This is a genomic window from Dyadobacter sp. HNCC25DJ185, assembly GCF_056895195.1.
This window is the reverse complement of sequence record NZ_JBXHAR010000001.1, coordinates 398,657-421,969: the sequence shown is the minus strand read 5'-3', so window position 1 is coordinate 421,969 and position 23,313 is coordinate 398,657. Positions and strand designations below refer to the sequence as shown.

Here is a 23,313-nt window from a genome sequence, read left to right as displayed (position 1 = left end):
AACGCTCATCTTCTTAAAAATGACTATGAACCGCGGTTTCACCGTTTTTTGTCTTCACTTTTTTCTATTAAATGCCCTTTCAGGCTGGTCCCAGGATCTGGAAAAATCAAAATATGACGCAAAGGAGCTGTTTCCGGCCACGTCCATTTTGCCTGCGGGCAATTCGTTCCGTCTGGCAACCGGCGAGCCAGGCCCAGCTTACTGGCAAAACCAGGCAGATTATCGAATTGACGTAAGCCTGGACGATAAAAACGAAATCATCGCAGGTATCGAAACCATTACTTACGCTAACAACAGCCCCAAAACACTTACATTATTATGGTTACAATTGGATCAGAATGTTTATAAAAAGCATTCGAAAGGGCTGGACAGCAAATTATTCCTGACCAACACCGGTGCCGATCCGGCTTTCGAAGGCGGGTTCACAATTTCGTCGGTGACCTTGAAAAGCATCAAAGGAGTTTCCAGACAGGCCGGCTTTACCATAAGCGATACGAGAATGAAGGTCCAGCTGACCGAGCCGCTGCTCCCGGGGCAAAGGATTTCATTTGAGATCAAATACAGCTACCAATTCCCGAGAAATTTCAGGAATGCCGATTTCAACGTGAACAGGACGGATATCCTGCCTACCAAAAACGGCGACATTTATTCCGTAGCACAATGGTACCCAAGGCTTTGCGTACTCGACGACATCAATGGGTGGAACACGTTGCCTTACCTGGGAAACGGGGAATTCTATCTGGAATATGGAAATTTTGAAGTTAACATCACCCTCCCCTCTGCCTACATTGTAGAGGCGTCGGGCGATCTCCTCAACCCTGAGGAAGTACTGACGCCCGTCCAATCGGAACGCTGGAAAAGAGCCAGGTCGTCCAACGAAAAAGTTTTGATCCGGACATCTGAGGAAGTAACCGACCCTGCCTCGCGCCCGTCCAAACCACACTGTACCTGGAAATTCAAATTAAACTCAGCAAGGGATTTCGCATGGACTGCGTCGAAATCGTTCATCTGGGAGGGAATTGGTATTGCGCTTCCCAGCGGAAGGAAAGTGCTCGGAAGCTCGCTCTACCCAGCCGAAGCCAAACTGCCCGAAAGCTGGGAAAGATCCAGTGAATACATCCGTTTCACCCTGCAATATTTCTCCCAGCAATGGTACGAATATCCTTATAACAAGGCTGTTAATGTAGCATCCAACCTGGACGGCATGGAATATCCCGGCCTCGTTTTCTGTTCGGCCAAGGACAAAGGGAATATGTATTGGGCGGTGGTCAACCATGAGCTCGGGCATACCTGGTTCCCGATGATTGTGGGAAGCAACGAAAGGAGATACGCCTGGATGGACGAGGGTTTGAATGCTTTCATGGACAATATGGCTACGAAGGATTTTAATGGAGGCGAATTTATCGGCTATCCCGAGATCGATATCCCGGTGCAAGGGCTTTTTGCGGATTCATTGGTCCCGATCATGACCAGGCCCGACGTGATCCCTGGCACGGAAGTGTACACCGTACAATACCAGAAAGTGGCCTACCTGCTCACGCTACTTAGGGAACATATTCTGGGAAAAGACCAATTCGATCCCGCGTTCCGCAAGTATATCCAGGACTGGGCCTACAAGCATCCTACTCCATGGGATTTTTTCAGAAGTATCGGGAGCTCGACGGGCGAGGACCTCGACTGGTTCTGGAAATCCATGTTTATTGAAAATGACAAGCTGGACCAAAGGCTATCGGGGGTTACCAATCCTCCGAAAGGACAGTCAGGCAAAGCGTTGATTGTTGTGGAGAACAGGGAGAAAGCAGCAATGCCTTTATCGGTTGAAGTCACTTTTGAAAACGGCGTCAAAGAAACCCACACCTTCCCGGTGGAGATTTGGCAGCAAGGTCCAGTTTACCAATTTGCCCCAGACGCCGTGGGCGCGGTTATCAAAGTGGTCATCAACCCCAAAGGAATATTTCCCGATATAGACAGCTCCAACAATATTTGGGATCGTAAATAACAAGCATCATTTCCCGACAAACCCAGGCCCTTTCACAAACCTGCCAGGTTTCGCATGGGTATGTTCCCCGTTTTTCAGGACGGGTATCCCATTGACAAAGACGTCGGAAACACCGGTGGCAAACTGCTGCGGCTTGTCGTAAGTAGCGTGGTCCTGCACTTTTTCAGGATCGAAAATGACCACGTCTGCGTAGTTGCCCACTTTCAGCTCACCACGTTTTTGGAGTTTCAGATTGGTTGCGGGCAGCTTGGCCAGCTTGTAGATGGCTTTTTCGAGCGGTATAATTTTGGCCTCCCTTACATAGTGCCCGATCACCCTCGCGAAGTTCCCATACGCTCTCGGATGTGGCTGCGATTTGAGGAAGACGCCCTCGGGACTATAACTTCCGGCATCCGAACCAAAACTGACCCATGGCAAAGCGATCTCTTTTTTCAGGTTACTTTCGGTCATGAAGAAATAAGCGACGTCGATACGGGTGCTATCCTGCACAATCAGGTCCATGGCGGTCTCTTCCGGAGAAGTACCTCTGAGCTGGGCCACCGCAGCCAGCGATTTCCCGGTAAACTTCTTGAGCGAATCCTGCCTAAAACCCAGCAGCAATACATTTTCAGGAGATCCGGCACCATAATACAGGTTTTCCCACTCCTTCGGGTTCGAGTTCATGACCCGCTTCATTTCAGAACGAATCTTCGGATTTTGCAGGCGTTGCCACAACTTGCCAAATCCGCCATCCTGTAAGGACGGAGGAAAAGCCGAAGTGAGCCCCGTGGCGCCGGCCAGGTAAGTGTACATATCAGCGGTAATCTGCAATCCCTCCGCCCTCGCCTTCTCGATCCGGCTGATGACGCCATCCATTTTGTGCCAGTTATCCTTGCCCACCGCCTTGATGTGATAGATCTCCGCCGGAATATGCGCCTCCCTGGCAATGGTAATCAGCTCATCCACAGCTTCATCCAGTTTATTACCTTCACTTCGGATATGCGAAATGTACATTCCCCCGTACTTTGACGCTTCCTTGCAGAGGGCAATGAGCTCGTTTGTATTTGCGAAAAAGTGAGGAGGATAAATGAGGGAGGAGCCCACCCCCATGGCACCCTCCTGCATAGCCTCCCTCACCAGGACCCGCATACTGTCCAGCTCGGCCGGCGTAGCTTGCCGGTTGTCTTCCCCAATCACATAAGTTCTTACGGTACCCGCCCCGATAAACGAGGCAATATTGCAGCTGACCCCTTTTTTTTCCAGGAAACGAAGGTATTCCCCCAATGTACTCCACGCTACTTTGTACTGAATATCTCCCTCTCCGGCCTGCCATTCCTGTTTCATCTTCTCACTTAGTGGTCCCGCGCTGGTTCCCTCGCCCATGACCTCTAAGGTAACTCCCTGGCGAATGTCGCTTTGGCTCCGGCCATCTTCTATCAACGATTCCCCGGCCCAGCTCAGCATATTGATAAAGCCAGGCGAGACGGCCATGCCTTTGGCATCAGTTTCATTTGCTGCGGTGGCTTCCCTGAGATCGCCAATAAAGGCAATGGTGTCGGCATTGATCGCAATATCGGCGGTATAAGGCTTTCGGCCACTGCCGTCATAAATAACCCCATTGCGAATGATAGAATCGTATTTTGCCTTTTTAGAGCAGGATAAAGCAATCGTGAGGATCAGCAGGGAGAAGAGCGAACATTTCATAGGAAGTCGTATTGGAAAGTGGAATATACAGAATTTCCAACGTGACGAATCGCTTACACGAAATTTGGTCGCTGAACTGGCCGCAGGCGCTATGCAAATTCAACTTCCCTGTTGGTAGTTCTGAACATGCGTTTGTAGTCACTGGGCGTGATCATGAGATTGCGCAGGAATATTCTCCGCATGGACACCAGGCTGACGAGTCCGGTCCTGGCCGCAATCTGTTCCATATTCAGGTCGCTTTCTTCCAGTAGTTTCCGGGCCATTTCCACACGGAGTTTTTCTACAAACTTCGCAGGAGTCAGGCCGGTCTCTTTTAAAAAAACCCGGGCAAAATTCCTCGGGCTCATGTTACTGTGCACCGCAAGCTGCTCCACGCTCAGGTCTTTGTCCAGGTTCGCGATCATCCACTCCTGGATCCGCGCGAACACACCGTTTTCCGTTTCCGGCTCCGGCAGCAAGTCGCCGAATTGCGATTGGTAGCCAGGACGTTTCAGATAGAGAACCAGGTGCCGGGCGACAGAGACGGCAATCTCACGTCCGTAATCTTCTTCCACCAATGCCAGGGAGAGGTCCGTCGCCGAGGATACGCCGCCCGAAGTATACACATTGCCGTCACGGATGAAAAGCTGTGAAGAATCGACATGGATGTCAGGGAAATCATGATGGAGCCTGGAGGCCCTTTTCCAATGGGTTGTTACGTTTCTATTCGTTAAAAGCCCGGCTTTGGCCAGGGCAAATGTGCCGACGCATATCGATCCGATCCGCCGGACTTTTGGATAAATCCCTGAAACCCATTGGTAAAAATCCGACTCCTCAATAGCTGGGTTCTCGAAATTGTAACCTGCAATAATCAGCGTATCAATGGGTTGCTTGATTTCGTCCCTTTTAACTGGTGTACTGATGGTGATTCCCGACCGGGTCACGACTTGTTCGGAGCGGTCTGCGGCTACAACCGTCACCCGGTAGGCATTTTCAATTCCTGTCTTTTCGTACACCGCTTTGGATGCCTGAAAAAACACATCTCCCGGACCTGCTATTTCCAGTAAGGGCAGGTCCGGGAATGCGACAATAACAACCAGTTTTGAATGCTCCGCTACTTCCATTCAGTTTGCTTTTATCGGGTCTTACCCGCAAGTTCGGAAACTAGTTCGGAAATACGGTTTGAAATACCCACTTCATTATCATACCACGCAACAACCTGCACAATCTTTCCGATACTTCTGGTCAGCGTACCGTCGACAATCGAAGAATGGGTATTGCCCAGGATATCGACCGACACGAATTGTTCTTCGGTATATTCCAGCACGCCATTCAGCTGGTTTACAGCATAGGATTTCAATACATCATTAATTTCCTGTGACGAAGCCTCTTTGAGCAGATTAAGTGAAAGATCCACGATGGAACCGTCCACGACAGGCACACGGTAGGAGAAGCCGTCCAGTTTGCCTTTCAGGTTAGGCAGTACGTCGCCGATTGCCTTTGCCGCACCGGTGGTAGTGGGTATGATGGATTGGCTCGCAGCCCTCGCCCTGCGCAGGTCACGGTGTGGAGCATCCTGCAATACCTGATCTGCCGTGAAAGCATGCACGGTACTCATATAACCCGATTCAATTCCAAATTCCTTATCCAGCACATGCAGAACCGGCGCAATAGCATTGGTCGTACAGGACGCCGTTGAATAAATATCGTCATCCGCGGTGATGATATCATTGTTGACACCACTGACGATGGTTTTGACACCACCCGTAGCCGGGGCCGTGATCAGCACTTTTTTGGCACCCGCATTGATATGCAGTTGTGCTTTGTCCCTTTCCGTAAAACGGCCTGTGGATTCAATGACGACATCAATTCCAAAATCTTTCCAGGGTAATTTCTCAGGAGCCTTTTCGCTGAGCAGGATAATATCCTTTCCATTGACGCGGATGTGGGTCCCGTCCTCAGAAACCTGGCCGGGAAAATGGCCGTGGGACGAATCGTATTTGAGCAAATGCGTCAGCGTTTTAATATCGGTTAAATCGTTGATTGCTACAATTTCAACATTTTCCTTATTCTGTAAGGCGCGCAAAGCCATGCGGCCTATTCTTCCGAAACCATTAATTGCAATTTTCATATCTGGGTAATTTAGGTACGTCCAGGCCTCACTTTTCCGGACCTGAATCAACATACAAATTTAACCAATTATGATTTTGGCATAAATGACAAATTTTATACAATTTCTGCCAAAGTAGTTCATCTACATATCAGGATAACGAGCTATACCGGGACGCCGGCTGCTACTACCGACCACGCTGCTAAATCCATCGGATCTTTCTGCGCCAGAGCTCCCCTTCCAGCGAAATGGAGGCGCGTGGGGGTCGGGGTTATTTTATCTCGAAAGTCGATATGGATAAGAAACACCGTGAGAAAGAGACTATGTAGCTTCACTTTCTTTCCATGTAAAGTGGTTTCTCATACCGGTCCCGCCTGGCCGCGCCCTACTACGAAAGTGGTCATCGTGTTGGTAATGCGATGCAAGTGCCTGCCAGGAAAGATTAATAATCAGGTAACCTCCCAATAACACAGGGTTTAAACAGAAGAGGCATCTTCGCGAAACATGCCTGAGCAAGATGCAAAGACGAGATCTTCTGAAAACGCTTGGAATAATGGTCGGCGGATGGCCTGCTCCAGAAGGGATTCAATACGCCAGCCCTTCGCCTAAACGGGTTTTGCGTATCGCCCACATTACCGACATCCATGTTCAGCCTCATTTGTGGGCGGCCAAGGGATTTGAAAAATGCCTGCATCATCTCCAAAATCTGGACATTAAACCTGATTTAATACTCAACACGGGCGATTCGGTGATGGGCTCCCACGGCAGTTCCAGAGAAAAGGCTTCCAAAGAATGGAGGCTTTACAATCGGGTCTTATCCTCCGAAAACAGTCTGCCCATGGTTTCCTGTATTGGCAATCATGACATTTGGTATCCGTCGTTGTCCGAAAACGGCTTCCAGGACGGTAAAAAATGGGCCATGGACGAAACAAAAATGGCAAAGCCTTATCACAGCTTTGACCTCAATGGATGGCATTTCATCCTGCTCGACAGCGTACACCCCCGGATTGGCGACACTGGTTACCTGGCCAGCCTGGATGAAGCGCAAATGCATTGGTTGGCGGAAGATCTGAAAAGTACGCCGGACCGCGTGCCGGTTATGATTGCTTCGCACATTCCCATTTTATCCGCCAGTGTATTTTTCGACGGCGACAATTTAAGGGACGGAAACTGGGTAGTTCCCGGCAGCTGGATGCACATGGATTCGGCGCAGCTCGTCAAACTTTTCCACAAACATCAAAATGTCAGACTCGCGGTCAGCGGGCACATTCATTTACAGGACCGTGTGGAATATAACCAGGTGACCTATTGCTGCAATGGTGCGGTTTGCGGTAACTACTGGATGGGAAAATATAAAGAAACCAGGCCCGGTTACGCCATTATCGACCTTTTCGACGACGGGTCCTTTTCCAACGAATATGTGGGTTATCGAAGCAATTAATGCCCGGGGCCCTCTATTTGAAACCGAAATCACGCAAATGCAACATTTTGGGCGTATTGGCGGCCAAGGTTACTTTTATCGTCTTTCCGGCATATTTCAGCGTTCGTGTCTGCGGCTCGGGCGAAATGATTGAAACCGAGGTCAGCTTCCCATTTTCCCAGGCTTCATCCACAGTCACATTTCCTCTGGCTTTCAGCCCCTTTACAGCGCCGGCGGGCCATACATCGGGCAAAGCGGGCAGGAGTTCGATGGCGCCGGTCTGGGATTGCAAAAGCATTTCGGCTACGCCGGCGGTAGAGCCCATGTTACCGTCCAGCTGGAACGGCGGATGCGCGCACAGCAGGTTGGAGTAAGATCCCCCGCCGTCGGCCATATTGGTACCCTGGTCGTTCACAGGCCTTAAAACACTTTTGAATAATTTGTGCGCACGGTTACCATCCTGCAAACGCGCCCAAAAATTCACTTTCCAAGCCAATGACCACCCCGTTCCATCGTCGCCGCGGGCATTGAGGCTTATTTTGGCGGCCTGTGCTTCGGCTGGTGTTTCACCTATCGAGATTTGCTTTCCGGGATGCAATGCAAAAAGGTGTGATACGTGCCGGTGATGGTTGGTCGAATCGTCCACATCTTCGCGCCATTCCTGTAATTGTTTCCACTTTCCGATTTGCAAAGGCAGGATCTTGTCGCGGGTCTTTGCCGCTTTTTCCGCAAAGTCTTTGTCCACGCCGAGCACTGCGGCCGCTTCCGCTGTATTGTTGAGGATATCCCACGCAATTTCGTGGTCCATGGTAGCACCGGTGGAAATGCCACCCTGCTCGGGCGAATACGACGGTGAGGATACCAGATGCCCTTTGCCATCGTCGGTCAGGTAGTCCATCCAGAAAAGGGCCGCTTCTTTCATTACCGGATAGGCCGTATTTTCCAGAAATGCTTGATCATGGGTAAATGCGTAATGCTCCCCTAAATGCTGTGACAGCCAGGCCGCCCCTCCCGGAAAGAACCCCCAGGGAAAATCCCAGCCCGGCGAAGTGTAGCCATAAGCATTGAGCATGGTATTCACAATCCAGCCCCTGGCATTGAAAAACTCCTTCGCTGCCAGCCTGCCCGGCTCAACAATGGATTGGGTAAAATCCATCAGTGGCAGGTGGCATTCCGACAGGTTGGTGACCTCCGCGGGCCAGTACAGCATTTGCACATTGATATTGGTATGGTAATCGTTGGCCCAGGGCGGATTGGTGCTATCGTTCCATTTGCCCTGTAGGCTCATGGGCATCGTACCCGGGCGGGTCGAAGAAATCATCAGGTAGCGGCCGTACTGGAAATACAATTCCTCCAAGCCATTGTCGGACCCGCCGGCCGCATACGCTTTTTGCCTCTCGTTTGTAGGCATATTTTGAGGCTGTCCTTTGCCTAGCCGCAGCGATACGCGATCAAAAAGGCCGTGATAGTCCTTCTGCTGCTCCGCATATAAGGCCTCGAAGCGTTTAGCAGCCGCTTTTCCCATGATGGCGCGGTTGGCTTTTTTATAATCATTGCCTTTGTAGGACGGAAACTGCATCACGTAATCCGTGGCAACCGTATGGACGAGCACCACCGACCTGGCGTTGGTCACTGTTAAAACCCCGTCTTTGAATGCCGTTTTGCCGTCCGTATCGATACGGTAAACTGTTTCAAATTCCTGGTGATTGTCTTTCAGACTTCCTCCGAAAGTGTATTGGTTTTTCGCAAACTGCTCATATTCCTTTTGATGGGGGGACACGAACCTTATCGCGTAGGTTTCCGGTGTGGACGATTGGAATCTGTAGACCATCACTTTCGATGGATAATTCCCCAGGAATGTTCTCTCAAAATGGCTGCTGCCTGCATCATAGCTAACCTTCCCCACCGCATCCGCAATATTCAATTCCCTTCGGTAGTTCCGGATATCGCCCTGGTGGGATATGCCTACGTAAAGGTCCCCCACTGTTTGCTGTGCCCCGAAGTCGCTGGAGGGCGTATTTTCCTTCTTTTCATGAATTACCCCGGTGAGTTCCTTATTGGCGAGCTCGTGGGCTTCTTTCAGCTTTCCGGCGGCGAGTAATTCGCGGACTTTCGGTAAATATTGGCTTGCTCCTTTTTTCAGCCCGAAGTTGTACGAGGCGTTGGCATTTTTACCCCCCGCCCAAAGGCTTCCCTCCGAAAATTGCAGCCGCTCCTCGTCGACGCCGCCGAAAAACATAGCCCCCACATACCCATTGCCGATGGGCAGCGCCTGGGTCATCCATTCCCTGGCAGGGCTGTCATACCACAACACCAGCGGGTGCGGGTTACGATTGGTTTGCGCTAAGGATTCGCGGTGAGAGATAATCAGGAAGAGTGCAAAAAGCAAGCTGGTCGGAAAGGGCCTCATGAATCAGTTTGAAAAATAACCATAAAAGTAAAGGCGCACTTCCAATAAAAAAAGAAGAGCCTGATATCAATAATCTAGCCCGATTTGTTCCGGTGCCGGGACCGCCTCTACCCGTATTCCAGGGATGGCCATTGCGTTTACCAGATCGCTATACCAGCAGAGGTCGTCATCAGCAAGAGGAATGTGTAATGCAGAAAGTTAAAACAGTCAGCGCAGCTAAGCACCAGGCTCTCATCCGTTATCTGCATACAAACAAGCGGACTGTACCTTTGATTGCTTTGATATTGAATTTTCAAAAGGATCAGAAACTGGCCTTACAATTCTTAAGATGCAAATTATTACCATCCTGGTGCCGCAACAGCCACAATTGCCCCCCAATAAAAAAGGAGAGTTCCTCCCCAATTTTTAGCGGGTGCCTTATGTATAAATTCTACCCGAAAAAGAATCTGAGAAATATTTGTATTTAATGGCTCTTAACTATTTTTGCCCATATCCGGAAGTCATCTGGAAGTCATTTCAAATACCGACTTACCTTACAATCCACCTTAAAAACAGAAACCGCTCAGGGCACCCGTCAGCATGAACTGTCGGCACCTGTTGATTCCGCTATTGTTATATGCGGCCCAAGGAACTGAATTGGAAGGTATGAAAGAAGTCTTGATTGTTGATGACCATTACATTGTTCGCGCTGCCCTGGCAGCGATTATCGAAGGCATGCCCTATCATGCTTCTGTCAATGAGGCTATCTCAGGCAGTGAGATGTTTTACAAACTCTCGGAACATGCGGCGGACCTTGTGATCGTGGATATTGCAAGGTTGGAAGAAGCTGGCTTCAATGTCATTGAACGGATCAGAAAATTATTTCCCCGGGTAAAGATCCTCGTCTTTTCATCCATCAATGAAAATATCTACGCCGTATTTTATTTAAAAGCCGGGGCAAACGGCTTCCTGTCGAAGAACGCAGAAAAAAAGGAAATCGAACATGCGATTACTTCTGTTCTCGAAATCGGAAATTACCTGAGCGCATCCATCAGAAACCAGATGATTGCCAATCTGAACGACCCCAGAAGAAATACCAACAACCCGATCATGGACTTGTCTGCCAGGGAGCTTGAAGTGATGGATATGCTGATAGCAGGTTTTTGGATTAAAGAGGTCGCGTTCAGATTGCACGTCAGCGAAAGCTCTGTAAGCACTTACAAATCAAGAATCTTCGGTAAACTGGGTGTTTCCAATATCATTGAGCTGCATCAAAAAGTGGCGCTTTTCAAAAAAGCGGCGGACCGTACCTGCGACGTTTAACGCGGTAAAGCAACAACCTCTTACATGAACAATCCGCATTGGGCCGGCCAAGTACGGGTCATCACTTTGCGCTTTTCTTCGCCCTTTCCGCCCGTTTGATGATGTGGCTATTGTCGGCGGGCATCCGCTGCACCAGTGCAGGGGGCATTTCGCCCAGGTTTTTTTCGTATGCTTTCCAGGCCGCAAGCAATTCCCTCACTTTTTCAGGATTGGTTTTTACCAGGTTGTTCTTTTCGCCCACATCGGCCCTGAGGTTAAAAAGAAGCGTATCAGTAGCAGGCACTACGACGGCCTCGCCTGCCTTAACCTCTGCCTGCGGTAAACGGAGTTTCCAGTCACCTTTCCGGAAAGCTTCGATGATGCCATTGGAATAATAGGCGAATTCGGTCCCTTTCCGCTTTCCGGTACCAAACAGAACCGCACTGATATCCTCCCCGTCCAGCGGCTTTTTGGTTTGCGTTTTCTGGCTGCCGGTCAGGTTCACAATGGTTGGGTAAAGATCAAGCTGCGTGGCCAGGTCGTCGTAAACGCTTCCGGGCTTGATTTTACCGGGCCAGTAAGCCACCGCCGGAACGCGCTGCCCACCCTCGAAAGTAGTGCCCTTTCCCTGCCGCAATGGCCCGGCCGAACCGCCTTCTACATCAAAGATCAGCCAGGGGCCGTTATCGCTGGTGAAAACGACCAGGGTATTGTCTTCCAACCCGTTACTCTTCAGGGATTTTACGATTTCGCCCACGCTCCAGTCGATCTCCTCGATCACATCCCCGTAAAGCCCCCTTTTTGACTTTCCTTCGAATCCGGGCGAAGCGTACAAGGGCACGTGCGGCATATTGTGCGTCACATACAAGAAAAACGGCCTGTTTTTGTTCTGTCCGATAAACCGCGTCGCTTCGTTGGTGTAAGTTCTGGTGATGTATTTCTGGTTTACCTTTATGCTATCCACATCATTCCCGCGCAGGTAAACCACACCCTGCATATCGTTGCTGTAGGGAATGCCATAATATTCGTCAAAACCGTTTTGCAGCGGCAAAAATTGCCTGTGATGTCCCAGATGCCATTTCCCAAAGATTGCGGTCCTGTAGCCATTGCCCTTCAGTGTTTCTGCAATGGTAACTTCCTCAGATGGGATCCCGGTAAAGCTTTCTGGGAAAAACACGTGCTCGATCCCCAGTCTCTTGGGATAACGGCCGGTGATCAGCGCAGCCCGGGTAGGGCTGCACACCGGTGACGTTGAGTAAAAAGATATCATTTTCAGACCATTAGCGGCCAGCTTGTCAATGTTTGGCGTGCGGATGTCTGTCGCACCGAATGCGCCTATATCGCCATAACCGAGGTCGTCGGCCAGAATAACCACGATGTTGGGCTTACTTTTTTGCTGCGCCTGGCCGGTTGCGGTAACTAGGCAAAGGATGTACAGGAATGTAAGTTTTGTCTTCACGCTCATTTCGATTTATATAGTTTAAGGTCGGCATTTGTCCCATGATCAAATGCTTATGCCGATCATTTGCTCTCTGCGACTTCCAGATAGTATGGGCCTGTCACGCCGTCGCGGCCTTCAAACCAGGATTCGACCTGGTAATCGCCTTTTTTAAGGAATATTTGATTGAGATCAACAGAGCTCTTCTCATTTTTTGAAACGACACTTCTCTGTACGTTTCCGACGCGCACCAAGGCACGTGTGCCAGGCGGCAAAGGCTTGGTGTGGATCGCCTTAAAGTCATAAAAGCCATCTTTAGAGACAGAAATATTCCAATAGCCCGTCGCTTTGTCCGAAAGCCAGTTGTTCATTGCGGTGCCTCCCATATCCTGGCGTGTGAGGATTGAAACCGGCTCTTGAGGTGACCCTACGATCATCCGCCTCGGACTCAGGTTTGGACTGGCCGAAATAGCGGCAAAAACGCTGTCCATCCCCTTTTTAAGGTCTTTTGCAATTTCAGGCGCGCTGTCTACCAGGTTCGACTTTTCGTAAGGGTCCTTATCAAGATCAAACAGGCCGAATGAATGGAAATCACCTTCCCGGGCATTAACGGCTGTCAGCTTGTACCTGCCTTTGTAAAAAGCTGCATTCCGGTAAGGCTCGGGCCAGCCGCGGTTCCAGGAATTGTATAAAATCCGCTCTTTGGGATCCGTCTTCCCCTGCAGAATACGCAACGCCGGTAGCCCGTCGGTTTCAACGTTTTTGGGCAATGTGATTTTGACCGCTTCCAATAGCGTTGGTAACAGGTCCACGTGCGCAAGCAATGCATGCACTTCTTTGTCAGCCTGAAAAAGTCCGGCCCCTGAAATCAGGAACGGCACCCTGGTCCCTCCCTCGTAAACCGTCCCTTTTAATCCGCGAAAACCAGTGTTGAAGCGCAATTGCTGGTTTCCGTTGTCGGTCAGGAAGATCACGATGGTATTTTCATCCAATTTCTGGTTCTTTAATTCCTGCAGGATCCTGCCCACATTGTCGTCAATGTGGGTGGCCATGCCGTACACTTTTCGCGCATCTTCCTTGTCCCGGTCGGTCATGGCCGACCAGGGCTGATCTCTCCGTCTGTCAAAATCTGAGTCGAACTGCACGTCCCGGTACATATCCTCGTATTTCCGGGGCAGCTGCAGCGGGGTGTGCGGGGCATTATAGGATATGTAAAGAAAAAAAGGCGCGCTTTTGTTTTCCTTCAAAAACCGCAGGGCATAATCGGTAAAAACGTCGGTACAATAACCCTTGCTTTCCACTTTGCGGTTATTTTCGATCAAAACAGGATTGAAGTAACAACTGTCGGTCCTCACAAAATTCTCGATCAGGTCGCCCGGCTGTCCTACCCCGCCGCCGCCATGCACGAGGCTATACTGAAAACCCTGGTCCGAGGGCCGGAAAGGATAATTATCGCCGAGATGCCATTTACCTACAATCCCGGTTTTATAGCCATTCTTACCAAGGATTTCCGCCAGAGTGATTTCCTCGGAGGCCATGATCGCCCCTGCATTATAGGTATCGTGAACACCTGTGCGCTGGTGGTAACGCCCGGTGAGGAGGCTGGCACGTGTCGGCGCGCATACGGGAGCATTATGGTAATTGGTCAGCCTCGTAGAACGGGCCGCGAGCTGGTCGATGTTCGGTGTTTTTACATACGGATTGCCCGTGAACCCAAAGTCACCATAACCCTGGTCGTCGGTCATGATCAGCACGATATTGGGGCGCGCCGTTTTCTGGGCATTGACACCCTCTTTGCCCGATATGGAAAGTAACAGGATCAGTAAATATTTCTTCATCGTGTAAGATAAGCGGCATAAATTTAATTAAACTATTTATCCTACCAATTTAATGGATTAATATTTTAGAATATTCCCTGTCGGGGTCCCTTCCGTTTTCATGGAAAGCAAATACAGTTGAAGCTTGCATCTCGCAGGTTTTACCGGACAGCCGGAACCCTGGCTTCGGCAGAATCAATCATAGGAATGCTGCGCCGCTCATTGATATTCTGCGTCATATTTGCAATGTGATGGCCAGTTAATGCTCGGGTAAGCGGGACCTCGAAGCCCACTTGTTCGGCAGGGTACGGGATGATGCTAAAATTCCCCTGAAGCAATTTGGTCGCCTCCTGCAAAAAATGATTGGCATGCCCCGTAAAAGGCGCATTCAGAGCACCAATCAACGGAGCAACCAGTTGACCTTTGCTTGTGGGGATTTTAGGTAACTGTGCACTGTTCTTTAATAACAGAACTTTAATCCTGTCCCGCTCAATTAACTGATGGCTGATCAGATAGTTTACGATATCCAGAGCGGTTGCCAATCCATAATTCTCAAAATTTCCGCCATCGGCAAATTGCTGTGGGCTTTCTCCAATGGTCGACACCGCGCTCACAAAAGGAAAAAGCTCCGACAGATGCACCGCGTCGCGATATCGGATATCCTTTTTCGCGATATCTACATCAAAAACGGGATCCTGCATAGGCAGAATAACATTTGAAAAAAAACTCGTGTCACTTACACAAAATGGTGAGAGAATGGTCCGCTGTCCTGAATTTACTTCAAAGGAGTTGACGAGGTGAATGGGTAATCTATCCAGCTTTCCGGCGAAGAAAGTCTTAAACCCGTCCGGAGCAGATGTTCCGGTTGAAAAAGTATAGTCCCAATAGTTATGAAACCATTTTTTTTGATCGTCATTTTTGCTTTTATCCGCAAGCGCTTGTTGCATAGCGACTTCGTACTCCATCCTGAGCCGCACGTTCCGGTCGTAAAAGCCCGTGGGAGGAATTGTATCCAACAGCCACTTCTTGGGTACCGTGAGGATCTTCCCAAAAAGTGCTTCAATCGGGTCGACTAACAACAGCCCGTACCCGCCGCTCGTGTTATAATTTCTTTGATAGATTCTCCGGAGGATATTTTGTCGGCCGTCCGGTTTGGCTTCCCGCGCTTTGATGTAGTGATAAATACCTCCCGAGCTACCCGAAATGGTGCTGTAGCATAATGTATGGTCCCAAAAGTTCGGATAAAGGGAATCTATCTTTGTTAACACAGATGAGGTAAAAAACCCTGCCCGGCTACCGCCGCCCATTCCACACACAATATAAACGGGAGCCCCTTTTTGGCGACTGTCGATTTGTCTGATCCGCTCCGCAAGCGCACTCTCAAGGGTAAAATCATTGTATGACGGCGATTTTTCGTTAACCTGTACCGGTAGCAACGCAACTCTAAACTGGTTGTCAGGTGTGAGGACAGGGGCTATTAAAAATATCAAAAGCGCGGTCATGGAAATGGCCTTGTTTTTCCATCCGCCCATTTGAAAACGGTTTCGGAAATAATCGAGATAGATGACAATCAAACTAAAACAGGAGAACAGGACATATAGCGTATTCGTCTCTGTAAGCGACGGGATCAAATAGTAATATAAATTCCAGAGACCGATCAGGAAAAACAGGGACTGGTACACGATCTTATTTTCTTTTTTATGAGCTGTGTCCGTATAAATCAGAAATAGTTCTTCTACTTCTTCCTTACTTTTCTCGGATTCATCTGTAAAAAAGAGGAACCGAAATACCATTCCGCTGCTGATAAACAAGAATACACTGACGACCACGTCAGATTTGATAGCCTCTATCCCGGTCAGAAAAGCGACAAAGGCAATGCATATCAGCTCAACCAGAAGAATGGACGCAATGGTGCGAAGGTATCGTTTGTCCGATTTAATCTTCTTCCTCCGGTTTTCTGCCGATTGATGGGTTTGTTTCGGCCGTACCATTGATATCAGAAACTCAATGGCGGAGAATACGACAATGATCAAAAGATTAATAACCAGGAAATGCCAGGGTTTGGTTAAAGTCTTCGGATAACCGTGCAAAAGAAATGCATTGGCGAGAATGTAAAACGGGAGTATCGCAAAGAGTGACAAGATCTTCGAACGGGTGTAAAACGCCACAACATCTTTCTTTAACTCATGTACCCGTATTTCCGAAAACAAAAAGAACGGAATGATCCATACGCAAAGCGTGAGCGTGAATGCACAGGCAAAAAGAGATAAAATGGAAAGGTATTTTTCAAGCCAGGAAAAATCAGTCAGGTTGCTCATGTAACTCTCTATGGTGTCCTCGCCAACGTCCTGTTTGAAAAGCAGGTACCAAAGCAGCGTTATCATCAGCAAGCTGTACCAGTTATGCCGTACGACTGTCCAGAAAGCGGTGAACAACCTCTGCCTCGAGACGACAGGCAGAGCAAAAACTCCCTGAAGAAACCCAATGATCTTGTGATAACACCTGGAAATAATTCCTGCCTTCCCGATCAGATACACGGCAAAAGAGATGAGCAGGATCAGCAGTAATGGGGGAATCGTGGCTAGGATACGCATCATTTAAATAGTTAAGAGGAGGTTGATTGATTTTACTGGCAACTGGAAAACAAATGCTTCTATCCAAACAATGGAAAAATATCCGCCACGGCTGCCGCCGCCCCTACTTTTCTGCCGCGTGAAGCAGAATCGTATACAACCAGAACAGCATCGCCATCCCCGCCAAACTCCGCCGGCAATAAACACATCCCCTCTGCATGATCCTCACCTTGTCCAAATGGGATATCCCGCACTTTGACCAGCACCGGATGGTCATTTGCGGAATCGAAGCCTCCTATCCAACGGAAAATGGAAACCGGTCCATCGAGATCCATGGTTGGACCTGCCAAAACGAAAATATCCTGGCCCCGAATGAATAAATCCCTGATTCCCAGGCCACCCAAATGTAGGATATGTTTTTTCAGATCTGCAATATGCAGGACAGTCCGCCCGTCCTCCTCGTGCTCACCCACTTTCAACTCAATGATAAAGGCCCATCCGCGCAATACCGGTCCTCTCAAACCCAGAAAAACCCGATCGCCTCTCACAGCCATCCCTTCGATATCAAAGCCATTGTCCTTGCTCGGAATATCCAGGAACGGTGCAAGATGCTCGTCGCCATTGAGTGCCTCATCGCATAATCTGACCAAATCACCATCGACTTTTACCCTTACTTTCTCTTTTTCATGATCGACAAATTTCAACTTACCACCCCTTAATTTTTCGGTCAGTTCGTTGCCAATGCTGTTACCCGGTAATTGAGCTGCTGTAAGTGTTCCGGACGTTGGCTCCAATTCATTGCCTGAAATGGGTATCCGGGCAAGCAGAAACCGATTACCTTCCCGTTTCACTTGATGTAACTTTTTAAGCCGGTCGTGCTTGCTTTCCTGATCAAAAGGATCCGACTTGGCGCGTTTCAGGCTGTGCGAGCCTACCAACCAGAGATAACCTCCGTCACAATCCAGCCCTTCCAGGTCAACCTCTTCAATATCATTCGGGGGAGACGGGACCGGAAGGTTCAAAAATTTCGCCAAAGGAAATTGTTCATGATCACCGAACAGGTAGCCATCCGGGTCTTTGCGTTTTAGCGTCAGACGCTCCAGACTGACGGTTTCATCATTGGCAACCCAGAGGCAGTCTCCTACCAGCACAGAAACGGATAAGCCGTCCCGAAGCTGTTTCTTTGGAGTGATTGATTGCTTGGCGGGATCAAATTCAAGGATCGCAAATTGGGGGCTGATCATAGCTTTTCGGGTTGGATTAAAGTCGGAGGACGGCGTAGCACTGATGTATTTGTGCTAAAATAGAAGGAAAGGAAGTAAATAATGAGCCGGTAAATAATTGTCTTACAAAGCTTTGACGTTCGGACGTATACGTCCTGGCACAAGGAACCACCGGTCCGTGGGACCTGCACGCCGCTGTCGGTAAAAATTAGGCGGAGATTGGCAAAAAAAGTGAAAAGACAGGGGCTGTACAATCTGGTGCAAACAGACCTAAACACAGCCAGCCCGTCCTTCTAATATGGCAAAAGCCAATGATCAGAATATCTTCCCGGTGACCGGCGGTTTCAGTGAGCAGGCAGTGAGTTTTTGCTCTCTGCAATGCCATGCATGAAATCCTTGTAAAAAGTCTGGCAGGTCACAAAACGGCCCTGCCCTTTTTTTAATCCGGTGATCAGTTGGTCCAATTTCTCCGTCAGTTGGTCGCCGTCGGGGCTCTTGAGATACCCCGGCAACGGGTAGGCGGCCAGATCGGCAAACTCCCAAGGATGAAAGTAAAGCATGAGGTTTTTCCGCTTTTTGAGTGTCAGCCTGCATAATGCGAGGTACCAGCTGAGCGGAAGGTTCTTGAACGACAGCCAGAAAAGCGGGAACCTGAGCCAGGGTGTCGTGGAACACGGTATTTCGACGAGGCTGTCGATGATTTCTGGCAACGGGTTTCTGTTCAGCAGGTTATACCTGCCAGGTAGCCAGGTTGGGTTAATGGATGAGTCATAATGATAACCCCATTTGGCCAGTGCATGCACGTCAAACGGTTTGAGCCGCGGCATACGGAAGCCAGTTACTTCTTTGCCTGTAATAGCCTCCAGGATTCTTTTCGAATGCACCATATCTGATTCCCGGAATTCGTGCGTGTGCGCATGGTAGAGCGCGTGCGACGCGATCTCGTGCTTTTGGGCCAGATGGCGTATCAGTTTAGGATTTTTGTCTGCAAAATTACCGGTTGTAAAAAAAGTGGCACGGATCTGATGCGCATCCAAGACGGCCAGCAGGCGTTCCATGCCGGTGAGTGTTACCTGAATCTGGTCCCTTTCGGGTACCGGTTGTCCATATTCTTCTGGAATATCAAACTCCTCCAGGTCGAAGGTCAGCATTATGAAAGATCGGTCCATTGTCTGTTCATGATTGTGATTTTTGCAAAATTGACTGCCTCTCTGAAAAGTACCTTGATGCTGAAATCGGTGAAAACAATGGACGATTTGGCACAAACGTCGACTTTTTCAATGCCAATTCCTTTTCTTAGCAGCTTACGCATTAATTCCACCTCAAAGACAAAGGTATTGGTCCTCGTCTGCAGGATCTCCGGCAATATCTCCCTTCTCAGTCCTTTGATCCCGGCCTGGGTATCCGTTATACGCTTGCTCAAAATGACCCGGTTCATGATCTGAAGACATTTGGAAAACAGCTTTCTCTTCCAGGGTAGCTTTTTGAAGTATTCGGCATTCCGGTTTCCGTATACAAACCAGCATCGCGGATTATTCTGAAACAAAGTTACCATTTCCACGACGGGGTCTGTGCCAAAAGGAAAATCAATGTCGGTATAGATAATGATCTCCCCGGTGGACCTGAGCGTTCCTTTCCGGATTGCGGAGCCTTTACCTTCATTCACGGGGTTATCCAGAAACAGCACACCCGGCATGGTCAGCAGCGCGGCCACCTGCTCGGGATCCAGGCGCGTAGAACCGTCGTTGGAGATAATATACTGAATAACGACATCCGGCAGCTTTTCATGAAGTTCACAGATACACGTTTGTAATATTTCGCACCAACCCGGCGAAGGGTTGTAGCAGGGCAGCACAATGCTGATACCCGGCAATTGACTTTCGTTCTTAGTTTTCATGATGAAGGAGTAATTGAATCTGAAGCACTGACCAGACCAGCAGGCAGGGAATCACTTTAATCAGATAGGGCTGAAAAAAATGCTTTCGCCAGGAAAGCGGGTAGAGATCCGTCGGGGCAAGCACGCAGAAAACAAATACGCAAATGATCAGGACGGTCGACCAGGGACGCAGCCTGTCCCGGTTGATCAGGTGAAACAGCACCACGCCCGGAATCGCGATCACATAAGTGGGGGACTCTGCTGCGTGGTTGAACAAAATCACCCACAAAAACAGGTAAGCCAGTATCAAGACCCGCTGCTTTCCGTCGGAATAAGCCTTTTTGACAAGACTGACAACCAAAGTCAGCCCCAACAGGGCCAACCCAGCGAGCTGTATCCTGGTAACACCTTCGGGAGTGAAGTAAGGGAACCAGATTTTCAGCAATCCCATGACGGAAAATCCATAGTTGACCTGGTGGTCCTGTACCAGTACCGCAAGCCAGTCTTTATAGATCTGGACAAAATAGGCGGGGCCCGTCACCGGTAGCGGGAGCAAGGCGAGAACCACTGCCCAAAGGACCGAAAAAAGAATATACTGTCCCTTTCGGGGATAAAACAGAAAAAGTCCGGCGAAAATGAGGCCATATCCCTTGATGCAAAATGCGAGAACCGGAAATAACGCCGCCCACCTGGGCCTGTCCTTTTCGAGAAACGAAAAAGTGAACAACCCGAACGCCGCGATGAGTGGATTGGTTTGCTGGCTGTGGAGCGAAGTAACCAGCTCAAGCAAGATAAACCACCAGAAGAAAACTTTCTGATCTGCTTTCAGGGGCATGGAACTGATGGCAAAAAAAAGTACCAGCGCACAGAAAACCGCCCAGCAAACCATGCTGACACCAACCGGCAGTACTGCAAAAGGAGTAAAAAAAATACAAAACGTGGGGTTGTAGAGAAACAGGTCCCAGTATTCGGAGGGGTACTCCAGATGGAGGTTCTTCTGTTCGAGCAGATGCCACAATGCCGCCCTGAAAATCCTGAAATTGTTGTAGCGGTCGGGCCCGCCCCTGTAATGCTGGAGGGCAATGACAATGCTGAGCAAAGCGTACACAGCAAGTATCATTTTTTCCTGAGAAAAAAATCGAAAAAGGGACTTCATTTATTCTTTGTTGTTAGGGGGTTTTGTCCAAAGATAAATACTGCCCGATTTACGAAATAGTGTCTGACCAAAACTTCGCATATTTTAATTTTTTCCTAATATTATATTAATTCCAAATAGTATTTATCCCCCTGTCTCTCAGTCAGTCCGTTGCATCCGGCTGCTTCCCGACAATCTCATTCCTGAAATGCTTACCCCAGCTCCGCAATTCGAACAAAAGATTTTTCATCGACTGGCCCAGCGGCGTTAGGTCGTATTCCACCGTAACAGGCATGCTATCGTAGAGCGTGCGCGTGATGATCTTGTTTTCTTCCAGCGCCTTTAATTCCTGCGACAACATTTTAGGCGATATATCCGAGATATCCCTTTGAATTTCGCCAAATCGCTTCTTGCCATAAGTAAGGGAAATGATGATCGGGATACGCCATTTGCCCTGGACCACTTCCAATGCGTCTCTTGCAGCCATCAATTCGTACTGGCAGACCGGTTCTTTGCTTTCCATATCTTTTTTTAAAGAAGTTTCCTTACCCAAAGGTAACTACTTACCAATAGGTAACAACTATCTTTTGGTAACTAATTGCGCCTAATTTTGTGCCTCTAACCAACAATCCAGAACACATCATGAAAAAACCATTTTTGATTTTTGCCCTCCTTTTTACTACGGCCTGCTTCGGGCAATCGCACCGGCCACGTACTTTCCTGTTTGTGCATGGTGCCTGGGATGGCGGCTGGGACTATGCCAGAGTAGATTCTATTTTAAGTGCCCAGGGCGACCAGGTTTACCGACCTACCCTCACCGGGCTGGGAGAACGGGTGCATTTGTCTCATCCAGATATCAACCTCACCACCTACATCACGGATATCGTAAACGTAATCCTATTTGAAAATCTGCATAACGTCGTCCTGGTGGGCCATAGCTATGGCGGCATGGTCATTTCCGGTGTGGCAGAGCAGATACCCGGCCGGATCGGCAACCTCATTTATCTGGACGCCATGGTGCCCAACGACGGCGAAAGCGCCCAGGCGGTTTGCGGCGATATCTGGGATGTACTGATGAAACCCAAAATCAGGGACGGTCTGGTGGAGTACCCGTTCGGCACCGCAAAATCAACGCCGCCCACCGATGTGGCGCAACCTCTGAAAACCTTTACCGAGCCACTCAGGATCAGTAACCCGTTGGTCAAAAAAATCCCGACCGCTTTTATTCTCATGACCAAAAACGGCAAGAGCGACAGCGGTACCGACAAAATGGGAGTCGCCAGGGCAAGGGTAAGAAACTGGAAAATTTACACCTTGGAAGGCGGCCATTATTCCATGCGCGAGCAGCCTGAGAATCTGGTGAAGAAATTGGAGTTAGTTTTGCATGATGCGACGGGCAAATGAGCACACGGCCCAGCTGCATGGAAACCATCCGTATTCAATTGAGCAATGAACTGGATTACAAGGGAGAAACCAAAGATAGACCGCATCGCCTGCCCCTGGCTGATTAAACGCTTCATCGATCCGGACGCACAGATCTTCTATGTCCCTTTTGAGCAGGTCAGGCAAAAGGCACTGGAACTAAACGCGACGCCTTTCGACATACCTGATGTGGAATTTACGCACTACGAGGACAGATGTACCTTCGATTATTTTCTTGAAAAATATGATTTACGGGACCCGGCCTTAAAAGATATGGCGGTTATTATCCGCGGCGCTGATACGGACAATCATTCGCTGGCCGGCCAGTCGGCAGGCCTGTGGGCTATCTCGGCTGGTCTTGCATACAACCTGACGGACGATCAGCAGCTCCTGGAAACGGGGTTGCTGATATACGATGGGTTGTACAGCTGGGCCAAACATTTGCAGACGCAAAAGCACACGCAGAGCCCGGCTGAAAAGCTTCTCTTGCAGGTTTTCAACAATTACCTGGACAAAAAGCAAACCGGGCAAGCCAAGATGCCAAAATGGGCAAAGGAATTGAAAGAGATAATCCAGGACCAGATTGATACCAACCTGAGCCTGAGCCTCAAGGAAATCGCGGAAGGATTGCAGATACATCCCAGCTACGTGTCCAGGGAGTTTTCCAAGTATTTCAGCAACCTGTCCTTCGGGGAATACATCCGCAAATTGAGAATAGAAAAGGCCATTGATCTGCTATCCAATCCTGAGCAATCCCTGTCTGAAATTGCCTACCTGACCGGTTTTTCGGATCAGAGCCACTTCAACCGGATTTTCAAGGCACATACGGGTCAAAATCCCTCCGATTACAGGAAAAATTTGCTCAAAAAGTAAAGCTGATACAAATAATCATTTTCATTCTATTTTTGGGATGCCTTGCCAGCTAATATTGTAACGCCTATCGCAAG

Annotated in this window: 17 protein-coding genes; 5 read left to right on the top strand and 12 right to left on the bottom strand. The window is 49.1% G+C overall.

Going from position 1 to position 23,313, the window contains the following annotated elements:
• The first annotated feature begins 19 nt into the window (after window positions 1-19).
• Window positions 20-1,999, top strand: coding sequence for a M1 family metallopeptidase (locus AC1XUF_RS01665; protein WP_483339856.1), 1,980 nt, complete (start codon window positions 20-22; stop codon window positions 1,997-1,999).
• A 6-nt stretch (window positions 2,000-2,005) separates the two neighbouring features.
• Here the strand turns inward: AC1XUF_RS01665 and AC1XUF_RS01660 are convergent, their stop codons facing one another.
• The 3 genes from AC1XUF_RS01660 to gap all read right to left on the bottom strand — a co-directional run bounded on the left by AC1XUF_RS01660 (window position 2,006) and on the right by gap (window position 5,792).
• Complete coding sequence (locus AC1XUF_RS01660; RefSeq protein WP_483339855.1) at window positions 2,006-3,682, bottom strand: N-acyl-D-amino-acid deacylase family protein; 1,677 nt, start codon at window positions 3,680-3,682, stop codon at window positions 2,006-2,008.
• Between the two features lie 89 nt (window positions 3,683-3,771).
• On the bottom strand, window positions 3,772-4,785 hold the full coding sequence (locus AC1XUF_RS01655) for a GlxA family transcriptional regulator (RefSeq protein WP_483339854.1): 1,014 nt from the start codon (window positions 4,783-4,785) through the stop codon (window positions 3,772-3,774).
• Window positions 4,786-4,796: 11 nt separating this feature from the next.
• On the bottom strand, window positions 4,797-5,792 hold the full coding sequence (gene gap / locus AC1XUF_RS01650) for a type I glyceraldehyde-3-phosphate dehydrogenase (RefSeq protein ID WP_483339853.1): 996 nt from the start codon (window positions 5,790-5,792) through the stop codon (window positions 4,797-4,799).
• A gap of 496 nt (window positions 5,793-6,288) precedes the next feature.
• On the opposite strand from gap, the gene AC1XUF_RS01645 reads away from it, so the two are divergent.
• Entirely contained in the window at window positions 6,289-7,212 is a 924-nt protein-coding gene (locus AC1XUF_RS01645; protein ID WP_483339852.1) for a metallophosphoesterase family protein, read from the top strand.
• A gap of 13 nt (window positions 7,213-7,225) precedes the next feature.
• Here AC1XUF_RS01645 and AC1XUF_RS01640 read toward each other — a convergent pair whose 3' ends face one another.
• Window positions 7,226-9,601, bottom strand: coding sequence for a glycoside hydrolase family 95 protein (locus AC1XUF_RS01640; protein WP_483339851.1), 2,376 nt, complete (start codon window positions 9,599-9,601; stop codon window positions 7,226-7,228).
• Window positions 9,602-10,246: 645 nt separating this feature from the next.
• On the opposite strand from AC1XUF_RS01640, the gene AC1XUF_RS01635 reads away from it, so the two are divergent.
• Window positions 10,247-10,903 (top strand): response regulator, encoded by a 657-nt coding sequence (locus tag AC1XUF_RS01635; RefSeq protein ID WP_483339850.1) that lies wholly within the window; start codon window positions 10,247-10,249, stop codon window positions 10,901-10,903.
• 61 nt (window positions 10,904-10,964) lie between these two features.
• Here AC1XUF_RS01635 and AC1XUF_RS01630 read toward each other — a convergent pair whose 3' ends face one another.
• The 8 genes from AC1XUF_RS01630 to AC1XUF_RS01595 all read right to left on the bottom strand — a co-directional run bounded on the left by AC1XUF_RS01630 (window position 10,965) and on the right by AC1XUF_RS01595 (window position 21,467).
• Window positions 10,965-12,341: a sulfatase family protein gene (locus AC1XUF_RS01630; RefSeq protein ID WP_483339849.1), complete on the bottom strand. Its 1,377-nt coding sequence runs from the start codon at window positions 12,339-12,341 to the stop codon at window positions 10,965-10,967.
• A 62-nt stretch (window positions 12,342-12,403) separates the two neighbouring features.
• Entirely contained in the window at window positions 12,404-14,158 is a 1,755-nt protein-coding gene (locus AC1XUF_RS01625; RefSeq protein ID WP_483339848.1) for an arylsulfatase, read from the bottom strand.
• Between the two features lie 140 nt (window positions 14,159-14,298).
• Entirely contained in the window at window positions 14,299-16,734 is a 2,436-nt protein-coding gene (locus AC1XUF_RS01620; RefSeq protein WP_483339847.1) for a hypothetical protein, read from the bottom strand.
• A 56-nt stretch (window positions 16,735-16,790) separates the two neighbouring features.
• On the bottom strand, window positions 16,791-17,954 hold the full coding sequence (locus AC1XUF_RS01615) for a DUF3616 domain-containing protein (protein WP_483339846.1): 1,164 nt from the start codon (window positions 17,952-17,954) through the stop codon (window positions 16,791-16,793).
• A gap of 323 nt (window positions 17,955-18,277) precedes the next feature.
• Window positions 18,278-19,102 carry a polysaccharide deacetylase family protein gene (locus AC1XUF_RS01610; protein ID WP_483339844.1) on the bottom strand — a complete coding sequence of 275 codons (825 nt, stop codon included), beginning with the start codon at window positions 19,100-19,102 and terminating at the stop codon, window positions 18,278-18,280.
• The gene (locus AC1XUF_RS01605; protein ID WP_483339843.1) at window positions 19,084-19,830 is read right to left on the bottom strand and encodes a glycosyltransferase family 2 protein; all 747 of its coding nucleotides are present in this window, start codon (window positions 19,828-19,830) and stop codon (window positions 19,084-19,086) included. The genes AC1XUF_RS01610 and AC1XUF_RS01605 overlap by 19 nt, the downstream gene beginning before the upstream one ends.
• Complete coding sequence (locus AC1XUF_RS01600) at window positions 19,820-20,965, bottom strand: glycosyltransferase family 87 protein (protein ID WP_483339841.1); 1,146 nt, start codon at window positions 20,963-20,965, stop codon at window positions 19,820-19,822. The genes AC1XUF_RS01605 and AC1XUF_RS01600 overlap by 11 nt, the downstream gene beginning before the upstream one ends.
• A gap of 142 nt (window positions 20,966-21,107) precedes the next feature.
• Window positions 21,108-21,467, bottom strand: a complete 360-nt coding sequence (locus tag AC1XUF_RS01595) for a winged helix-turn-helix transcriptional regulator (protein ID WP_483339840.1) — start codon at window positions 21,465-21,467, stop codon at window positions 21,108-21,110.
• Window positions 21,468-21,586: 119 nt separating this feature from the next.
• On the opposite strand from AC1XUF_RS01595, the gene AC1XUF_RS01590 reads away from it, so the two are divergent.
• Both AC1XUF_RS01590 and AC1XUF_RS01585 read left to right on the top strand, forming a co-directional pair.
• Complete coding sequence (locus AC1XUF_RS01590) at window positions 21,587-22,348, top strand: alpha/beta fold hydrolase (protein WP_483339839.1); 762 nt, start codon at window positions 21,587-21,589, stop codon at window positions 22,346-22,348.
• A 45-nt stretch (window positions 22,349-22,393) separates the two neighbouring features.
• Window positions 22,394-23,239 (top strand): chromate resistance protein ChrB domain-containing protein, encoded by an 846-nt coding sequence (locus AC1XUF_RS01585; protein WP_483339838.1) that lies wholly within the window; start codon window positions 22,394-22,396, stop codon window positions 23,237-23,239.
• Window positions 23,240-23,313 lie beyond the last annotated feature (74 nt).

Bases quoted from the DNA above. Each gene is read 5' to 3' on its own strand.
- AC1XUF_RS01665 (WP_483339856.1), top strand. From the start codon at position 20: ATGACTATGAACCGCGGTTTCACCGTTTTTTGTCTTCACTTTTTTCTA.
- AC1XUF_RS01660 (WP_483339855.1), bottom strand. From the start codon at position 3,682: ATGAAATGTTCGCTCTTCTCCCTGCTGATCCTCACGATTGCTTTATCC.
- AC1XUF_RS01655 (WP_483339854.1), bottom strand. From the start codon at position 4,785: ATGGAAGTAGCGGAGCATTCAAAACTGGTTGTTATTGTCGCATTCCCG.
- gap (WP_483339853.1), bottom strand. From the start codon at position 5,792: ATGAAAATTGCAATTAATGGTTTCGGAAGAATAGGCCGCATGGCTTTG.
- AC1XUF_RS01645 (WP_483339852.1), top strand. From the start codon at position 6,289: ATGCAAAGACGAGATCTTCTGAAAACGCTTGGAATAATGGTCGGCGGA.
- AC1XUF_RS01640 (WP_483339851.1), bottom strand. From the start codon at position 9,601: ATGAGGCCCTTTCCGACCAGCTTGCTTTTTGCACTCTTCCTGATTATC.
- AC1XUF_RS01635 (WP_483339850.1), top strand. From the start codon at position 10,247: ATGAAAGAAGTCTTGATTGTTGATGACCATTACATTGTTCGCGCTGCC.
- AC1XUF_RS01625 (WP_483339848.1), bottom strand. From the start codon at position 14,158: ATGAAGAAATATTTACTGATCCTGTTACTTTCCATATCGGGCAAAGAG.
- AC1XUF_RS01620 (WP_483339847.1), bottom strand. From the start codon at position 16,734: ATGATGCGTATCCTAGCCACGATTCCCCCATTACTGCTGATCCTGCTC.
- AC1XUF_RS01615 (WP_483339846.1), bottom strand. From the start codon at position 17,954: ATGATCAGCCCCCAATTTGCGATCCTTGAATTTGATCCCGCCAAGCAA.
- AC1XUF_RS01610 (WP_483339844.1), bottom strand. From the start codon at position 19,102: ATGGACCGATCTTTCATAATGCTGACCTTCGACCTGGAGGAGTTTGAT.
- AC1XUF_RS01605 (WP_483339843.1), bottom strand. From the start codon at position 19,830: ATGAAAACTAAGAACGAAAGTCAATTGCCGGGTATCAGCATTGTGCTG.
- AC1XUF_RS01600 (WP_483339841.1), bottom strand. From the start codon at position 20,965: ATGAAGTCCCTTTTTCGATTTTTTTCTCAGGAAAAAATGATACTTGCT.
- AC1XUF_RS01595 (WP_483339840.1), bottom strand. From the start codon at position 21,467: ATGGAAAGCAAAGAACCGGTCTGCCAGTACGAATTGATGGCTGCAAGA.
- AC1XUF_RS01590 (WP_483339839.1), top strand. From the start codon at position 21,587: ATGAAAAAACCATTTTTGATTTTTGCCCTCCTTTTTACTACGGCCTGC.
- AC1XUF_RS01585 (WP_483339838.1), top strand. From the start codon at position 22,394: ATGAACTGGATTACAAGGGAGAAACCAAAGATAGACCGCATCGCCTGC.